The sequence below is a fragment of the Lentzea jiangxiensis genome, from assembly GCF_900104175.1.
Lineage (GTDB): Bacteria > Actinomycetota > Actinomycetes > Mycobacteriales > Pseudonocardiaceae > Lentzea > Lentzea jiangxiensis.
The window spans coordinates 169,613-185,289 of the sequence record NZ_FNIX01000008.1 but is presented as its reverse complement, the minus strand read 5'-3'; the positions used below and the strand labels follow the sequence as shown (position 1 = coordinate 185,289).

Sequence of the window (15,677 nt, the reverse complement as noted above, 5' to 3'; positions counted from 1 at the left end):
CTGGGCGGAGCTGAACGGTGCGCACAGGTGAGTGCTGACCTGTTCGGTCGTGGCGAAGAGTTCGGTCCGCTCAGGGCGACTTGCTCGTCATCCGGATGTTCGGCAGTTCGAATCCGATCGCGAGTGGTTGATGGAGCTTCTGTTTCCTGCGGGAAGGCATCATGAACTACCTGGACCTGCTGAGGTTGCTCGGCTCGGTCGACGCCGTGACCGACGATGAGAATGATGTAGTGCAGTTGAGGCCAGTGCGTGGCTCCTGCGAGGATGTCGGAATCTTGGAAGTCGAGGTCGTCGACGATGTCTTCGATCAAAAGCCACGTGATGACGCGGATGCGGCAGAAGAGAACGGCAGCGAGGGCAACGGTCGCGATCTGGGCTGGGTTTGTCGTGTGACTGGTCGAATTCTGCCTTCAGAGCAGTTGCGACCGATCTGAGGCTGATGGCACGGCTTCCAGCTGGGATCGGCGGTTCGGCCACCTGTGCCGACTGGTTGCTCGCGGACGTGCGGGAGCTGGGGCAGGCCTTCACCGGCCGGCGGTCGAGCCGGCGCGCTGGCGAACGCAAACGCGTGATCCACCAGCGGGATCGAACCTGACGCGCTTTCAGAGGTGGTGGTCTCGCCACCGCGTTGGTTGAGCGAAGTCTGGCCGTCCGGCTTGAAACCGTCATCACTGGCGCGGCAGGTAGAAGTGACCCGGCTCTTCGATTGAACGGGAACGGAAGTGGGGGCGCAGGTGTCTTCTCGCTGCGAACGGCGGATCTGGGGCCGGAGTGCGGAGTAGACCAGGAGACACCGAGCCGGATCGGCTGTGGGAAGGGCTGGAAAGACGAGGCGATGCACTGCGGACGGGACTTGGTCGACGAGGCGCTCATCCGTTGGCTCTTCGAGGAACACGGCCGAGCGGCGCTGGCGTACGCGACCCGGCTGTGCGGCAGTCGCACGGTGGCGGAGGAGATCGTCCAAGAGGTGTTCATCCGGGCGTGGCGCCGTCCGGAGGTGCTGAACGACAGCAAGAGCTCGGTTCGTGGCTGGCTGCTCACCGCGGTGTACGGCGTCGTGATCGACCGGCGTTGCGCTGACGAGCCTCGCAGTTCGGCGTTGAGGCACCCGGTCGCGGTGACCTGAGCGCAGTGACCACTGGTCCTCGCCCGTCTCGCCGGTGTCCACCACCGAGGTGGTTGCTCCCACAGGATCGGTGGAAGCAACCACCTCGTCGGCTAGACCCGGACGAGCGAGGCCAGCGCGGTCTGTCCCTGCTGGTTCGGGTGGAACACGGCTTCCGGCCCTTCCTGACCCGGCGCCAGTGCGTCGAACCCGCGCAGGAACGGAGTGCCGGCTTCGCACAGTGCGTGGCCGGCGAACGTGCCGGGCCGGGAGAACGGGCTGACGTACGTGGCGTTGACACCCCGGAGGCGCGCCTTGGCCACAGCGGAACGCAGGGTGGCGTCGATGCCGTCGGCCACCTGGTTGCCCTCGCGGCGTTCCGCCGCGGTGAGGACGGTGTCACTGCAGATCGGGTCGAGCGGGATGGCCGGCAGGTCCTCCGAAGGGGACACCTGACGGCCGTAGCCCACGACCACGACCCGCGCGAACGGGCTGCGCTTGCGGATCTCGGTGAGCAGACCCGCGACGTTGCCGCCCATTTGCGGCAGCTTCGCGAGAATCGCTTCGGTCGGAGCGCCCGTGCAGTCGGCCTGGACGCAGATGCCGCCGTACGCCGAGTAGTCGATGTCGTTGGTACCCGCGGTGAGCAGCACCAGGTTCGTGCTCCGCTTCAGGGCGTCCAACTGGGCAGGACGGTCCTTGAACGGCCGCGCGAGATCCGCGGTGGCCGCGCCGCTGCAGCTGACATTGGCGAACGAACCGAGCCTGCCGGCCGCACGCAGGCGAGCGGCCACCTGTTCACCGTAGGAGTTGTCGCTGCGCCAGCAGTTGCCGGCGGTTCCGTCCTGATAGGACCCCGCACCAGTACCCGATGCGTACGAATCGCCGAGCACCACGAGAGAGGTGGAGCCGGTCGCTTCAGCCGCTGGAGCGAGCCCCAGCGTCATCAAGGCGGCCAGCAGGACAGCGGTCGATCTTTTCATCGGACCTCCGAAGTCGACGTCATTCCGGCGCAATGGTGCCTGGATCGCCTATTTCGGTGCTGCCAAATGAGACGAGGCGAAACTCCTTTGTCGCGGCGACCTGCGTGTTTTTCACAAAGGTGAGCAAAAATCTGCACTTTCTCATCGGGTGAAGTCGCATCCCGGCTCCGCCGGCGAGCCGAGTGCGTACCAGCGCAACTGCGCGGGGAGCCAACGCCCCGGTGCTCACATGAGTCGGAAGGCTGCGAACACGGCGGGTTCGCGTGTGCTGGACTGAACAGCGATCCGGAGTCATGGCGGAACCGCTCGAGTGGCAGCTCCGCTGGGTGCCCGTCGCCCTTTCGGCTGCTCGAAGCGAACAGTGGTCGCTCGGCTTTTCGCAGCTGTCGCGAAGCAACGACGTTCGGTCCGCGAGTCGAAGCTCGCGTCTTCCGGTACCTCGTCCGTTGAGGAGTGGCCCAGTGCTCTGCCGACGGCCGCGCGCACGACGTCCACAAGGGACTTGTCGGCCAGGGCTCCACTCCGACGCGGCGTGGCGCTCAGGTTCAGAGGACCGGCCGGCAGGTTCACGTCGCCTGAGGTCAGGCTTCGGGATCGCGGATCGTCGCTCCTGGAGAAGTCTGGCTTCCTCCCGGGGCGAGGCGCTCATTCCTTCTCGAGCGACCACCGGGTGATCGCGTCGACCGGACCGATGAGGCTCCGGCCCCGATCGGTCAGGTGGTACAGGACCTGCACGGGCATGCTCGGCACCACTTCGCGGTGCACCAGGCCGTGTTGCTGGAGCTCGGTCAGGCGCACCGAGAGCATGCGGTCGGAGATGCCGTCGACCATTCGCCGGTACTCCCCGAACCGCCGCGCGCCCATGGCAGCGGCCAGCAGGATCGCCGAGGTCCAGCGCCGCGAGACGAAGGCCATGATTCCGCCGGCGGCCTCGCAGCCGGCCGAGTCGATCACACGCGTGTTTGTCTCCGTTGAGCTGGTCACTAACCCAAAGTAAGTCCATTACCCGCTCGTTGGCAAGGGAGCTCGTCCAACCGAAGCTGGGAACCATGAGTGATACCAACGCTTTCTCACCGCTCCGGGTCGGTGCCACCACCATCGGCAACCGCCTGGCCATGGCGCCGATGACCCGCAGCCGGGCCACGGAGGACGGGCTCGCCACCGCCTCGACGGCCGAGTACTACCGGCAGCGCGCGGGTGCGGGTCTCATCGTCACCGAGGCCACCCAGATCAGTCTGCGCGGCAAGGCATATCCGACCACACCGGGTATCGGCACGCTCGCACAGGCCGAGAGCTGGCAGCAGGTCACCGACGCCGTGCACGAGGCGGGCGGCACCATCCACCTGCAGCTCTTCCACGGCGGCCGCACCGGGCACCCGAGCATGCGGGGCGGGCTGGACGCGCACGCGCCCTCGGCGGTGCCCGCGCCCGGCCAGACCTTCACCCCCGACGGCATGAAGGACCACCCGGTGCCCTCGGCCATGACCGGTGAGGAGATCAGGGAGACGATCCGGGAGTTCGCGGTGGCCTCGGCGCTGGCGGTCTCCGCGGGCTTCGACGGCGTGCAGCTGCACGCCGCCAACGGCTACCTGCCCCAGCAGTTCCTGTGCCGGGACTCGAACCTGCGCACCGACGAGTGGGGCGGTAGCACGCAGAACCGCATCCGCTTCATCGTCGAGGCCGTCCGGGCGATGGCCGCCGCCGCCGGTGCGGACCGGACTTCGCTGCGGATCTCGCCCGCCAGCACGATCCAGGGCATCAACGAGCACAACAGCGAGGAGCTCTACGAGGCCCTGCTGGGCGAGCTGGCGGGCGACGGCCTGGCGTTCCTGGACGTCTCGGAGTCACCGGGCCGCCGCGACCTGACCGCGTTGCTGCGCAAGAGCTGGCAGGGGGTGCTGGTGCTCAACCCGCACCGGGTCGCCGAGCCGGAGGCACCGCACGACCGGGTCGCCGACGGTCTGGCCGCCGGCGCGGACGTCGTGGCGCTGGGCGCACCGTGGCTGGCCAACCCGGACCTGGCCGAGCGCATCGCGCGGCGTGGCCCGTACAACGAGCCGGACGGCTCGACCTTCTACGGTGGCACCGACCAGGGCTACCTCGACTACCCGCTGCTGGCGGCCTGAGGTGGGCAGGCTGGCGGGCCGCACCGCGGTGATCACGGGGGGCACGGCGGGCATCGGCCTGGCCACGGCCCGCCGCTTCGCCGCCGAGGGCGCGCATGTGCTGATCACCGGCCGTCGCCCCGAGGTGCTGGCCGAGGTCGTGGCCGAACTGGGCCCGGCGGTCACCGGGGTGTGCGGTGATGCGAGCGACCCGGAGCACCTGACCGAACTGCTGGCGGCGGTGCGCGCACGGGGGAGAGGGCTGGACGTGCTCTTCACCAATGCGGGAAGCGGCACGCTCACCACGTTCGGGGAGGTCAGCCCGGAAACCGTGGACGAGGTGCTGGCCCAGAACCTCCGTGCGCCCTACCTCACGGTGCAGGCGTTGGCCCCGGTGCTCAACAAGCATGCCTCGGTGGTGTTGATGTCCTCCATCGGCGCCACCGCCGGCCTGCCCGGTCTCGGCGTGTACTCCGCGGCGAAGGCCGGCGCCCGCGCACTGGCCCGCACCCTCGCCGTCGAGCTGGGCGAGCGGGGGGTGAGGGTGAACGCGGTGAGCCCCGGCTACATCGAGACCAGCACCGACCCGGACATCCTCGCGTACCAGAGGACACACGCGTCGGGCATCCCGCTGGCGCGGACGGGGCAACCAGAGGAGGTCGCCGCGGCGGTGCTGTTCCTGGCCTCCGACGACGCCGCCTACATCACCGGCTCGGACCTGTTCGTCGACGGCGGGCGGAACCAGGTCTAGATGGGTGATCCCTGCCGGGGACACCGGTCGCAGGAGATCGGAAGGGTGTTCGGACCGGTCCTCACCGGCTGGTTCCGAACATCCTTCAACGAGGCGTTTCCCATGACGAGCGGACAAGGGATCGACCGCAGGCTTGCTCGAGAAGTCGTCCACGGGCGCCGGCTCCGCGATCTTCGATCGAGCCAGGAGCTCCCAGGCCACGAACTGCGCCTCTTCGTGCAGGCTGTGGCCGCCCGCGTGGGAACGCCCAGGGCGAAGAACCATAGTGGTGCCGACGGTCATCTCAGTCGAGAGGGAGCAATGCAGATACGGCGCCGCCTTGCCGCGGAGGAGTCGATCGTGTTCGAAACCAGGGAGCGGCCTGGCGACGAGTGGGAGATCAGTGACGCGACAACGGTCCTCGGACACCGGTCCGCGTTCGCACCCTCCTGGGAGGTGGAGCGAGCACTCGCGAGCGGCGCGGTCGAAGGTGACCTCGTGCTGCCGTTCCACCCCTTGTCCTTCCGGGACTTCATGCTCTACGAGCAGCACAACATCGGCGCGGCACGTGGCTACGTCGGTCGCTACAGGCCCGGAGTGGCAAGGCTGGCACGGGTGTACGAGACGGTCACCCGCTCGGTCTTCCCGGCGTTCCGGCCCAAGCCGTTGTGGTACCGGCAACCGATCTACTACATGAGCAACGCCACCACCATCGTGCCGAGCGGCACCCCGGTGCGGACGCCCCACTACACGAAGGCGTTGGACTACGAGCTGGAACTGGCGTTCGTGCTGGGCCGCCCGTTGCTCGACGCGTCTCCCGCGGAGGCGGAGCGGGCGATCGCCGCATTCGTCGTGTTGTGCGACTTCAGCGCCAGGGACGTGCAGATCCCGGAGATGGACAGCGGTTTCGGCCCGCAGAAGGCGAAGCACTTCGTGACGTCGTTGTCCAGCACAGCGGTGAGCGCCTCGGAAGTTCTTCCACGGTGGACCGAACTGCGGTCCGAAGTGACGATCAACGGGGAATCCGTCGCGAAGCCGGACGCCTCCCGGCCGCGCTGGTCCCTCGGTGAAATGCTCGCTCACGCGTCAGCGAGCGAGCAACTCCTGCCGGGGGAGCTCTTCGCCACGGGCACCTTCGCCGGAGGCTCCGGCATGGAGATCGGGCGGTGGCTGAAGCCCGGTGACTTCCTGCGCCTCGACATCGGCGGCGTCGGCACGATCGAGCACCGCATCCTCTGACATGGCTTCGTGTCCGGGGGAATGTGACACGACTCTCGGGAGGCAAGCCCTTGGGGGCGCTCAACAATGCCTGTTCGAGCACCGTTCATCAACGCCATTCGCTCCCGTCCGCGCGCGACTACGCTCCGACGGGTGAAGCCTGAACTGGTCGACATCGCGTCCGGAGTCCACGCCTACGTCCAGCCCGACGGATCGTGGATGATCAACAACACCGGCGTGGTCCTGGGATCCGACGGTTCACTCCTCCTCGTCGACACGACCTCCACCGAGGCGCGGAACCGGGCGCTGCTCGCCTCGGTCGCCGCGGTGTCGGCTGCGGATCCGAGGTACGTCGTGAACACCCACCACCACGGTGACCACACCTACGGCAACTGGCTCCTGCCGGGGTCGACCACGGTGATCGGGCACGAGGCTTGTCGCGAGGAGGTCCTGAACGCGGGCTTGATCGCGTCGCAGGTGCTGGCGGGGCCGGACTACGGACACCTGGAGGTCCGGCCGCCGTCGCTCACCTTCACCACGTCCCTGACCGTCCACCTCGGAACGCGCGCGGTCGAGCTCCACCACCCGGGAGTGGGCCACACCCGCGGCGACGCGGTCGTCTGGCTGCCTGAGGAGAAGGTCCTCTACGCGGGCGATCTCGTGTTCGTCGGCGGACAGCCGTTCCTGGCCGAGGGCAGCGTTTCGGGGTACTTGAGGTCGTTGGCGTTCGTCCGGTCGCTCGGCGCATCGGTTCTCGTACCCGGTCATGGACCGTTGCTGCGCGGCGACGAGATCAACGGTGTGCTCGACGACCTCAGCGAGTACGCGACCTACGTCCTCGATCTCGCGGAGGCCGGGCGCCGAGCCGGCCAGGCACCTCTCGAGGTGGCCGAGCAGGCGGGGGAGTCCCGTTTCTCGGCGTGGCGGGAATCGGAGCGCCTCGTGGGCAACCTGCACCGCGCCTACCACGAGCTGGACGGCAAGCCTCTCTCGGAACGCATGGACGTGGCCGGCGTGTGGAAGGACATGATGGTGTTGCACGGCGGCCCCATCCGATGCCACGCGTGAGTACGTCCGAGTCCTCGGCGATGTCGCTGGAAGAGCTGTTGCGGGAGGCGCGCGATGAGATGCTCCGCGGCGGGAACCACGAAGGCGCCGGTGTCGCGGAGGAACTGATGGCGGCCAGCGTCGCACTGGACGAGCTGGACGCCGCGGTGGGGCGGCAGGACGACGACGCTGCCGCCTTCCACGCGAAGCTGCTCGAACGGCTTCTCGCCGGCATCGGAACGTACGATTTCTGCGTCAGCGCAAGGAAACGGAAGCGGTGACGTGCAGGTGTGGACGGTCGTGGGCGCAGTCAAGAGGGACATCCGGCTTCGAGTGCGACGTGCCCCATAATCGTCCCTTTTCGTTCCGCACCAAAGAGAAGACCTGCGAAACCCCTATCTTCTGATCTCTGGAATCGCTCCCACCAGGTGGGGGCGGTCGCATGATCTACGACGGGAATCTTCGTGAGCAGCTCAGTCGGGGGCGTCACCCCCGAAGCCTCCACCGTGTACCTCATCTCGGAAGCGCACGCCTACCTCAAGGCGGCCGCGTTGCGCGCGGTGGCCCAGCTGGGAGTGGCCGACCACCTCGGTGACGAGCCGCGTCCGGTGGAGGAACTGGCCGAAGCCACCGGGACGAACGCCGCCTTCCTGCACCGCGCGCTCCGGCTGCTCTCGACGAACGGCATCTTCCGCCAGGAGGACGACGGCAGGTTCTCGCTCACGCCGCTGGGACAGGGGCTGCGGACGGACTCGCGGTACTCGGCGCGGTGGGGCGTGGTCATGAGCACCATGCACACCCACTGGTCCAGCGCGTTCGAGCTCGGGCACAGCCTCCGCACCGGACAGCCCTCGTTCCCGGCGTTGTTCGGCGAGCGGTACTTCGACCACGTCGCGGGGAACGCCGAGGCAGGGGCCGAGTTCCACGGCGGCATGGGCAGCTTCTCCGGGGCGGCCCGCCGGCTCGCGCTGGACGAGTACGACTTCCCCGCGACCGGCACCGTCGTGGACGTCGGCGGCGGTACCGGGGGCTTCCTGCGGGACATCCTGCTCGAGAACCCCGGCCTGCGCGGTGTTCTGTTCGACCAGGCGCACGTGCTGCCCGGCGAGAGGCCCCGGGACGTCGCCGCCGAGCGCTGGAGCGAGATCTCCGGCGACTTCTTCGTCGAGGTGCCGGCTGACGGCGATCTGTACGTGCTCTCGTACATCACCCACGACTGGAGTGACGACGAGTGCGTGCGCATTCTTCGCAACTGCCGCAAGGCGATGGCGCCGGGCGCCCGGATCGCCGTGTTCGACGCGGTGGTCGAGCCGGGCAACGAACCGGACGACGCGAAGCTGCTCGACCTGGTGATGATGATGCTCGTCACCGGCAAGGAGCGCACGGCCGACGAGTTCGGCCGCATCTTCGACCAGGCGGGGCTCCGGCTCTCCCGCATCGTGCCCGCCGACGGGCCCCTGTCGGTGGTGGAGGCCGTCGCCGTCTGATTCGCCGTCGAAGCGCTGTTTCAAGAGAAGTGGCGCATCTCCACGACCGATGAGGAGAAGTGATGACCACGAGTGCCGGCCGGTCGGACTGGACCGACGCCTTCGAGACGAAGTCGTCCACCGCGTTCGGTGCCGCCTTCGCGGAGGACGTGGTCCTGGAAGCGAGCGTCCTGCGGCATCCCGTCACGGGTCGGGAGAAGGTCGCACGCGTCCTGGAGACCGCCAGCGGGATCTACGAGTCGTTGACCTTCACGAACCAGGTCTCCGACGGTGACCGCACGTACCTCGAGTGGGACGCGGTGGCGTTGGACGGGATCGAGATGCAGGGCGTCACCGTGCTCACCAGGAACGGCGACGGTCTCGTCGTCGGGGCCGCCATCCACCACCGCCCGCTGGACGCGGCCCTCGCCTTCTCGGCCGAGATGGCGCGGCGGACGAGTGGTGTGGTCGACGCGGAGTTCTTCGCTTCGGCCTGACCCGAGACCGGACCCACCGTCGTCCGCGCACCGCGGATCAGCAAACCCTTCGCAAACCTTGAACATGTCCCGATCAGACTCCGAGGACGATTGTGAAACTATTGGTGCCCGCTCTGGTGAGCGCGTTGTTGATCAGTGGCTCGCCGGCGGCCCACGCCACCGCCGCCGTGCCGTCGCTGACGTGGACGGACTGCCAGGACGGCTTCGAGTGTGCGACGGCCGAGGTTCCGCTCGACCACCGGAACCCGTCCGGCGAGAAGATCCGGCTCGGCCTGACCCGCAAGCCCGCCGCCGACCCCTCACGGCGGATCGGGTCGTTGTTCGTCAACCCCGGTGGTCCCGGGGGTTCCGTTGACGCGATGATGAGCTACCTCGTCGCCAGCGGCCCCGCGGAGTTGCGCGACCGGTTCGACATCGTCGGTTTCGATCCGCGGGGCGTCGGGCGCAGTCAGCCGATCGCATGCCAGACGCAGGACGAGTACGCGGCTGAGTGGGCGAAGGCTTCCAGCAGGCCGCGGGGTGGCTCGTTCGACAGCGCGCTGCGGAGCGGCAGGAAGTTCACGGACGCCTGCTCACGGCAGAGCGGGAAGCTCTTGCCGTTCGTCGGCACCGAGTACGTCGTGCGCGACATGGAACTCCTGCGCCGCGCCGTCGGTGACGAGAAGCTCACTTACTTCGGGGTCTCCTACGGCACCTACATCGGCACCGTGTACGCGAACCTCTTCCCGGGGAAGGTACGGGCACTCGCGCTGGACGGCGGGTACGACCCGCACACCTACGCGAACCGGCCCTACGAGTACGACCTCGGTCAGTACAAGGCGGTCGAGTCGGCGCTCGGACGGTTCTTCGACTGGTGCGAGAGGACCAGGTGCGAGTTCGGCGGTGACGATCCGCGCTCGGCGTTCATGGCGCTGCAGGACGCGTTGGACGGGGATCCCGTCATCGACAACGGCAGGTTCGTCGGCAACGGGGCCACCCTGACGTTCAACGTGCAGGCCTCGCTGGGCGGCGGTGAGCTCGCGTGGCCGTTCCTGGCCGAAGCCCTGGTCGACGCGCAGAACCGCACCGGTGTCCTGCTGCCCGTGCCGGAGGTGGGATTTCTGTCCGCCAACACGGTGGTGGAGTGCGCGGACCGGACCTTCCCCCGTGGGCAGCTCGAAGCCCGGCTCGCCATCGCATCGCGCATTGCGCCCGTGACAGGACCCGCGCTCGCGTACGCGGTGCCGAACTACGACCACGCCCACGCCACCGCCTGCACTCAGTGGCCGGTCAAGTCGCAGTCCCGGTACACCGGTCCGTTCTCCGCGGCGGGCGCCCCGCCGATCCTCGTCGTCGGCAACACCGGTGACCCGGACACGCCTTACCGGGACTCGGTCGCCCTGGCGTCGACCTTGCGCAGCGGCCACCTGCTGACCTACCGGGGCGAGGGGCACACCGGTTTCACCCAGAGCCAGAAGTGCGTTGCGGAGAAAGTCGCCGCCTACCTCACGGAGGGCTCTCTGCCCCCACGAGGCACCGTCTGCGACGACTAGAGATGTGACGTCCAGGGGGCGCTGCCACCGGCAGCGCCCCCTGAACGTCAACGGCGTCCGGAAACGACCTGGCCGTGGGTCTGGACGTGCCGGAAACCGGCCTGTTCCACCAGTTTCACGGCTTCCTCCGCCGACAGGGTGCCACCACCGGTGACGAGGTTGGGCAGATCGCTCTCGGACGCGAGCGCCATGACGAGGGCACCGTCCGGCCGCAGCGAGCGGAAGACGCGAGGAAGACCCTCGAGCAACTGCGCGCGCGGGATGAACTGCTGGGGGAGCCAGGCGAGGTCGTACTCCTCCACGTCGGTGAGGTCCGAGACGGACTGGTCGCGGATCTCGATGCGGTCGTCGAGACCCGCTGCCACGACGTCGATGCGGGCGACGTCGAGGGCCGCGGGGCTGATCTCCAGACCGACAGCGCGGAGGGCGGGCAGCGTCCGGCAGAGCCGCATGGCGATCCCGCCGGCACCGGTGCCGACGTCGAGGAAGCGCTCGGCCCGCTGCAGGACGTCCGGGCAGCAGCGTTCGATGATGCCGTGCGCGATGACGCCACTGGCCCGCCCCCGCCACCGGATGCGGTCGCGGTCGAGCTCGTTCCACCCGGCGGGGGCTCCTTCGGTGAACCGGCCGACCCTGGCGAGCTGTTCGCGGACATAACCGCTCAGGGCGCTGACCGCGACGCCGGGTGGCGGCGCGTCGAGCAGGCGGGCGCTGGGCCGGAGGGGATCGGTCAGCAGCCAGCCGGTGTCGATGAGCAGCTGCTGGCTCAGGGCGGACAACTCGTCGTCCGGGTCGGCCGCACGCTCGAGGAGGCCTTGGTCGGCGAGCCGTCCGATCGCTCCGAGGATCCAGAGCTGTGCGTTGAGGTCGTCGAAGTCGCTCATACCGGGAAGGCGTAAACGGCGGTGGAACGAATCGTTCACAGCCGCCAGCGAGGCGGGCCGCCAGGTGCGGGGTCGTAGCGGCAGGCCAGGCCGGTGCGGATCGACGCGCGCAGGTGCGCGGCGGCCAGCGGCGCCTGCACCGCCATCCGGTCGAGGGCGGAGATCAGGGTGCGGGTGACGTTGACCCTGGCCCGCTCGGCTTCGGACGACGAGGCTCTGGACCTGCCTCCGAGGCCCGTGGCACGACGGAGCTCGCCGGCGATGAAGGCGTGCTCCGGGTCTTCTTCCGACAACTGGGCGAGCCGCGTCCGGTACGCGCGGAGAGCGGTCTTGTCCAGGAGCGGGGTGGTGGTGGCCGCGGTGAGACCCGACCCGCCCGAGGCCAGGGCCAGGGCCGGTATCTCCTTGCCCGGTGCGGAAAGCAGTGTGCGGAGGTAGTGCAGGCCGCGACGGTCGCGCAGCCGTGCGTGCTCGGCGTCGGTGGTGAGGAGCCAGTCCTCGCCGTCCCGCACCAGCCGCCAGTTGCCGGGGGAGGGATCGTCCCGGGCGACGGGAAGAGCGGCGAGGGCGGCCTCCACGCGCTCCAGCACGGGCAACGCGCCCGCCTCGGCCGCTTGGGCAGCCGCTGACCTCAGGTGGCCGGCGGCGTCCGAAGTGCGACCGAGCACGTCCGCGAGCCGCCCCAGCCAGTAGGACACGGGTTCACGCACGGTGCCGGCACCGGCCCAGACGACGAGCCTGCCGGAGAACGGCAGCAGACGCCGGTAGAGCACCTCCGCGTCGTCCTCCTGGTGGGTGGCCACGGCGACGGACGCGAGGTCCGCCATCGCGGAGAGCCAGCGGGGGCCGGTGCCCGCCAGCACGACGGGAAGGACGCGGCGGAGCTCCGCCGCGGCTTCGTCCACCCTGTCGAGCAGCACCAGCAGGCCGGCGGTGCTCGCTTCGTAGTAGTGGCCGGGAAACCTCCTGGCCAGGGCGGAGAAGGCGGAGATGCCCTCCTCGAGACGGGTCCTGTCGCCGACGGCGACACCGATCATGCCTCCGAGGACCGAGCCGGCGAGCCGATGGGTGTCGGGAACACCCGTGCGGACGCCGACGGCGACGAACTCGGACACCAGGCCGGCAGCCGTGTCGAAGCGGCCGCGCAGCGCGGCGAGCACGGCCTGGCGGCTCAGCGCCATCACGAGGTCGGGGCCGTCGGCCGCCGCCGACGCGGCGGAGTGGAAACGGCTGAGCACGGACTCCGCGGCGGTGACGCGGCCGAGCTCCATGAGGCCGATGAACTGCCAGAACAGACCCCTGCGCGCCAGCTCACCGGAGATCGCCAGCTCGGCGATGCGCTGACCGGTGTCGACGCGGTCCTGCGCCGCGGAAGGGTCCCAGAGCGCGTGCAGCCTGGCGTCGAGGACGGCAGGACTTCGCGGGTCCAGCCGGAGCGCCTCCGCGACGAGTTCGCGCCTGCGGTCGTACGAGGACGCGTCGTTCGCCAGCACGCGGGCCAGTTTGGCGAGCAGGCGGCCCCGCACCGGTCCTGTCGTCCGGGAGACCGCCTGTTCGAGCAACCGGACCAGGTCGCCGTCGACCTCGAGGAACTCGTTCTCCGACGGGGCGTTCAACGCCATGTCCACCAGGGACTCGCCGAGAGCCGACAGTTCCACCGCCACTCCCGGCAGACCCCGCGAGGCGGTCCACAAAGCGAGTGAGCACGGCAGGACCTGGTCGAGTTCCTCTGGGCTCAGCCCGCGGAGAACGACCTCCCTGCCGATGCCCAGGGACGTGCGCGCGGTGGTGACCACCACCGTCCCGGTCGCGCCGACCCGGCCGGCCACGACGGACAGGAACTCGACCCCGCCCGCCCGGTCGACGTCGTCGGCGACGATCAGCAGCGGCTCCTTGGACACCACCCGCCGTGCCACGTCGTCGAGTTCCAGCGGCGTCGCAGAGCCGAGAAGGGGGACCAGGAACTCGTCCGGCACGCCCCGGTCCCTGGCCAGCTGAGCCCACATGAGCGGTCCGCCCGCCCGCAGCACGGGAAAGCCGCGTGCGAGGGCGAGCTCGACCGCCGCATCGGCCAGGGACGTCGTCCCCGCACCGCGCGGACCGGTGAGCACGATGACGTCTCCGTGCCCGGCGAGTGCCCGGTCCAGCGCGTTCGTCACCACGCGCAGTTCACGCTCACGGGCGATCAGCACGGTTCGAAGCTACCTCGCGGTCGCGGAGGGCCCGAATGCGTGCAAGCTCCGCGACCCCGCGTTCGTCGTTGCTCTTCGGCTGCGTTCGGTCGCATGTCCGCAGGTGGGCGCCGGCTCCGGGCCCGTCCGCGCCTGGCCCGTGCGGTGGAGCGGTGTACCGGGCTGTGCACCGCGGCGCACGAATCACGGCACGGAAGGGAACGCTGCTCGTCTCCGGAGACCAGCAGGCCGATCTGTCCGGAACACTTGCGTTCGGGAGATGGACCGATGGTTTTCCGGCCCTGCGCATTGCCGGATCACCGGAGGGTGCGACCGAAGTGGAGGCCCGTCCAGTCCTCAGCGGACTGGACGGGCCTTTGGTTTGGCGCCGGGCGGTGAGCGGCGGTGGTGCCGCACGGTCCGTCGCGTCCGCTCGGTGGCACGGGCGTTACGACATCCAGGCGCAGAGGTACAAGCCGCGGCGAGCACGTGTTCGTACCGTTCGACTCCTGCCGGATGAACGCCGTGGTCCGCGTCGGACCGTTTCCCGAGAGTTCCGAGGTGATGTGAAGTGATCAGAACGTGTGCCCCGACACCCAGGAAATCCCCTCCGCCGGGGTGGTGAGGAACCCGTCAGTCGAGTGAACCGGCCGACCACGCCAGCCGATATGTAATATCCAATATATTAGTGTCCACGTGGCTCGACAGCTCCTCGAACTCGACGAACGGTTGCTCTGATGACGACGGAAGTGCTTTCACTCGACCCCGCCGGCCGCTTCCCCCTAGCGGACGTCGCCGGGCTGCGGTCCTCCGGCCCCGCCGCACGCGTCGAACTGCCCGGCGGGGTGATCGCCTGGTCGGTGACCAGGTACGACGTGCTGAGGCGGTTGGCGGAGGACGACCGGCTGTCGCGCGACGCGCGGCAGCACTGGCCAGGGCTGGCGACCGTGCCGGAAGGCTGGCCGCTCGCGCCGTTCCTCATCTCGCCGACGGTCCTCAACGCGTACGGCGCCGATCACCGCCGCTTGCGCGACGTCATGGAAGCGGCGTTCGTGCCGGAGCGCCTGGACGAGATCAGCGCCGGGCTGGGCAAGAGGCTGCCCGAGATCCTGGCGGGCCTGGGTGAGGCGGGTTCGGGCGAGGTCGTCGATCTCCGGGCCGACTTCGCCCAGGTGATCGCCGGCGAAACGCTGTGCGACCTGTTCGGCGTGCCGCAGGAGCGGTGGGCGGACGCGCGCAAGGCGATGCTCGGCCTCCTCAGCCCTTCCGAGGAGGCCGAGGTCGCGGCCGCTCAGCTCGACAGCGCGATGGGGTTCCTCGCCGGTCTGCTCGAGAGCAAGGGGAACGCACCCGCGGCCGACATGGCGAGCACCTTGGCCCATGACCCCCGCATGACCGACGAGGAACGGCTGCTCGCACTCGCCGTCACCATCGCAGGCGGGCTTCCGGCCACCACCGACCTCATCGCGAACGCGATCGTCGACCTGCTCGGCCACCCGGACCAGCTCGCCGCCGCCCTCGACGGGGAGGTGTCCTGGACCGAGGTCGTCGAGGAGGCACTGCGCTTCGACGCGCCGGTGCGGCACATGCCGTTGAGGTACGCCGTCGAGGACATCGACCTCGGCGAAGGCGTCGTGATCCGCGCCGGTGACCCCGTCATCATGGGTTTCGGGACCGGGGGCCGGGATCCGGAGCTGCACGGCGACACCGCCCTGGTGTTCGACGTCCACCGCCTCGACAAGGCGCACGTGGCGCTCGGCCACGGAGTGCACCACTGCATCGGTGCGGCGCTCGGCCGGGTGGAGGCCTCGCTGGCGCTGGAGGCGCTGTTCGCACACTTCCCCGAGCTCGAACTGGCTGAGGACGCCGGCGCTCTCGAACCGCTCCCGACGTTCATCTTCAACGGCAGGACGCGGGTACCTGTGCGTCTGTGAGGGCG

Annotated in this window: 15 protein-coding genes; 11 read left to right on the top strand and 4 right to left on the bottom strand. The window is 69.3% G+C overall.

Annotated elements, in window-relative coordinates; genetic code table 11:
- The first annotated feature begins 161 nt into the window (after positions 1 to 161).
- A complete protein-coding gene (locus BLQ91_RS22460) occupies positions 162 to 434 on the top strand; it encodes a hypothetical protein (RefSeq protein ID WP_090099458.1) in 273 nt (90 codons plus the stop codon).
- A 401-nt stretch (positions 435 to 835) separates the two neighbouring features.
- On the top strand, positions 836 to 1,126 hold the full coding sequence (locus tag BLQ91_RS22455) for a sigma factor (protein WP_090099456.1): 291 nt from the start codon (positions 836 to 838) through the stop codon (positions 1,124 to 1,126).
- Between the two features lie 92 nt (positions 1,127 to 1,218).
- Here BLQ91_RS22455 and BLQ91_RS22450 read toward each other — a convergent pair whose 3' ends face one another.
- Positions 1,219 to 2,088: an SGNH/GDSL hydrolase family protein gene (locus BLQ91_RS22450; RefSeq protein ID WP_090099453.1), complete on the bottom strand. Its 870-nt coding sequence runs from the start codon at positions 2,086 to 2,088 to the stop codon at positions 1,219 to 1,221.
- A 645-nt stretch (positions 2,089 to 2,733) separates the two neighbouring features.
- Positions 2,734 to 3,042: a winged helix-turn-helix transcriptional regulator gene (locus tag BLQ91_RS22445; protein WP_218130370.1), complete on the bottom strand. Its 309-nt coding sequence runs from the start codon at positions 3,040 to 3,042 to the stop codon at positions 2,734 to 2,736.
- Positions 3,043 to 3,137: 95 nt separating this feature from the next.
- Here BLQ91_RS22445 and BLQ91_RS22440 point away from each other — a divergent pair, with 95 nt between their 5' ends.
- From BLQ91_RS22440 to BLQ91_RS22405, 8 genes are all read left to right on the top strand, one after another.
- A complete protein-coding gene (locus tag BLQ91_RS22440) occupies positions 3,138 to 4,214 on the top strand; it encodes an alkene reductase (protein ID WP_090099451.1) in 1,077 nt (358 codons plus the stop codon).
- Between the two features lies 1 nt (position 4,215).
- Positions 4,216 to 4,944, top strand: a complete 729-nt coding sequence (locus BLQ91_RS22435; RefSeq protein ID WP_090099449.1) for an SDR family NAD(P)-dependent oxidoreductase — start codon at positions 4,216 to 4,218, stop codon at positions 4,942 to 4,944.
- Between the two features lie 339 nt (positions 4,945 to 5,283).
- Positions 5,284 to 6,162, top strand: coding sequence for a fumarylacetoacetate hydrolase family protein (locus BLQ91_RS22430; RefSeq protein WP_218130369.1), 879 nt, complete (start codon positions 5,284 to 5,286; stop codon positions 6,160 to 6,162).
- 132 nt (positions 6,163 to 6,294) lie between these two features.
- Positions 6,295 to 7,209, top strand: a complete 915-nt coding sequence (locus tag BLQ91_RS22425) for an MBL fold metallo-hydrolase (protein WP_245733738.1) — start codon at positions 6,295 to 6,297, stop codon at positions 7,207 to 7,209.
- A 20-nt stretch (positions 7,210 to 7,229) separates the two neighbouring features.
- Complete coding sequence (locus tag BLQ91_RS22420) at positions 7,230 to 7,469, top strand: hypothetical protein (RefSeq protein ID WP_143022764.1); 240 nt, start codon at positions 7,230 to 7,232, stop codon at positions 7,467 to 7,469.
- Positions 7,470 to 7,652: 183 nt separating this feature from the next.
- The gene (locus BLQ91_RS22415; protein WP_090099442.1) at positions 7,653 to 8,675 is read left to right on the top strand and encodes a methyltransferase; all 1,023 of its coding nucleotides are present in this window, start codon (positions 7,653 to 7,655) and stop codon (positions 8,673 to 8,675) included.
- 62 nt (positions 8,676 to 8,737) lie between these two features.
- Positions 8,738 to 9,151, top strand: coding sequence for a nuclear transport factor 2 family protein (locus BLQ91_RS22410; protein WP_090099441.1), 414 nt, complete (start codon positions 8,738 to 8,740; stop codon positions 9,149 to 9,151).
- A 92-nt stretch (positions 9,152 to 9,243) separates the two neighbouring features.
- Complete coding sequence (locus tag BLQ91_RS22405) at positions 9,244 to 10,683, top strand: alpha/beta hydrolase (RefSeq protein WP_143022763.1); 1,440 nt, start codon at positions 9,244 to 9,246, stop codon at positions 10,681 to 10,683.
- Between the two features lie 47 nt (positions 10,684 to 10,730).
- On the opposite strand, the gene BLQ91_RS22400 is transcribed toward BLQ91_RS22405, so the two are convergent.
- Positions 10,731 to 11,567: an SAM-dependent methyltransferase gene (locus BLQ91_RS22400; RefSeq protein ID WP_090099437.1), complete on the bottom strand. Its 837-nt coding sequence runs from the start codon at positions 11,565 to 11,567 to the stop codon at positions 10,731 to 10,733.
- A gap of 35 nt (positions 11,568 to 11,602) precedes the next feature.
- Positions 11,603 to 13,759, bottom strand: a complete 2,157-nt coding sequence (locus BLQ91_RS22395) for an ATP-binding protein (protein WP_090099436.1) — start codon at positions 13,757 to 13,759, stop codon at positions 11,603 to 11,605.
- A 716-nt stretch (positions 13,760 to 14,475) separates the two neighbouring features.
- Between BLQ91_RS22395 and BLQ91_RS22390 the strand changes: the two genes are divergently transcribed.
- Complete coding sequence (locus BLQ91_RS22390) at positions 14,476 to 15,672, top strand: cytochrome P450 (RefSeq protein WP_090099434.1); 1,197 nt, start codon at positions 14,476 to 14,478, stop codon at positions 15,670 to 15,672.
- Positions 15,673 to 15,677 lie beyond the last annotated feature (5 nt).

Coding starts and splice junctions, on each gene's coding strand:
- BLQ91_RS22460 (WP_090099458.1), top strand. CDS start 162: ATGAACTACCTGGACCTGCTGAGGTTGCTCGGCTCGGTCGACGCCGTG.
- BLQ91_RS22455 (WP_090099456.1), top strand. CDS start 836: ATGCACTGCGGACGGGACTTGGTCGACGAGGCGCTCATCCGTTGGCTC.
- BLQ91_RS22450 (WP_090099453.1), bottom strand. CDS start 2,088: ATGAAAAGATCGACCGCTGTCCTGCTGGCCGCCTTGATGACGCTGGGG.
- BLQ91_RS22440 (WP_090099451.1), top strand. CDS start 3,138: ATGAGTGATACCAACGCTTTCTCACCGCTCCGGGTCGGTGCCACCACC.
- BLQ91_RS22420 (WP_143022764.1), top strand. CDS start 7,230: ATGTCGCTGGAAGAGCTGTTGCGGGAGGCGCGCGATGAGATGCTCCGC.
- BLQ91_RS22410 (WP_090099441.1), top strand. CDS start 8,738: ATGACCACGAGTGCCGGCCGGTCGGACTGGACCGACGCCTTCGAGACG.
- BLQ91_RS22400 (WP_090099437.1), bottom strand. CDS start 11,567: ATGAGCGACTTCGACGACCTCAACGCACAGCTCTGGATCCTCGGAGCG.
- BLQ91_RS22390 (WP_090099434.1), top strand. CDS start 14,476: ATGACGACGGAAGTGCTTTCACTCGACCCCGCCGGCCGCTTCCCCCTA.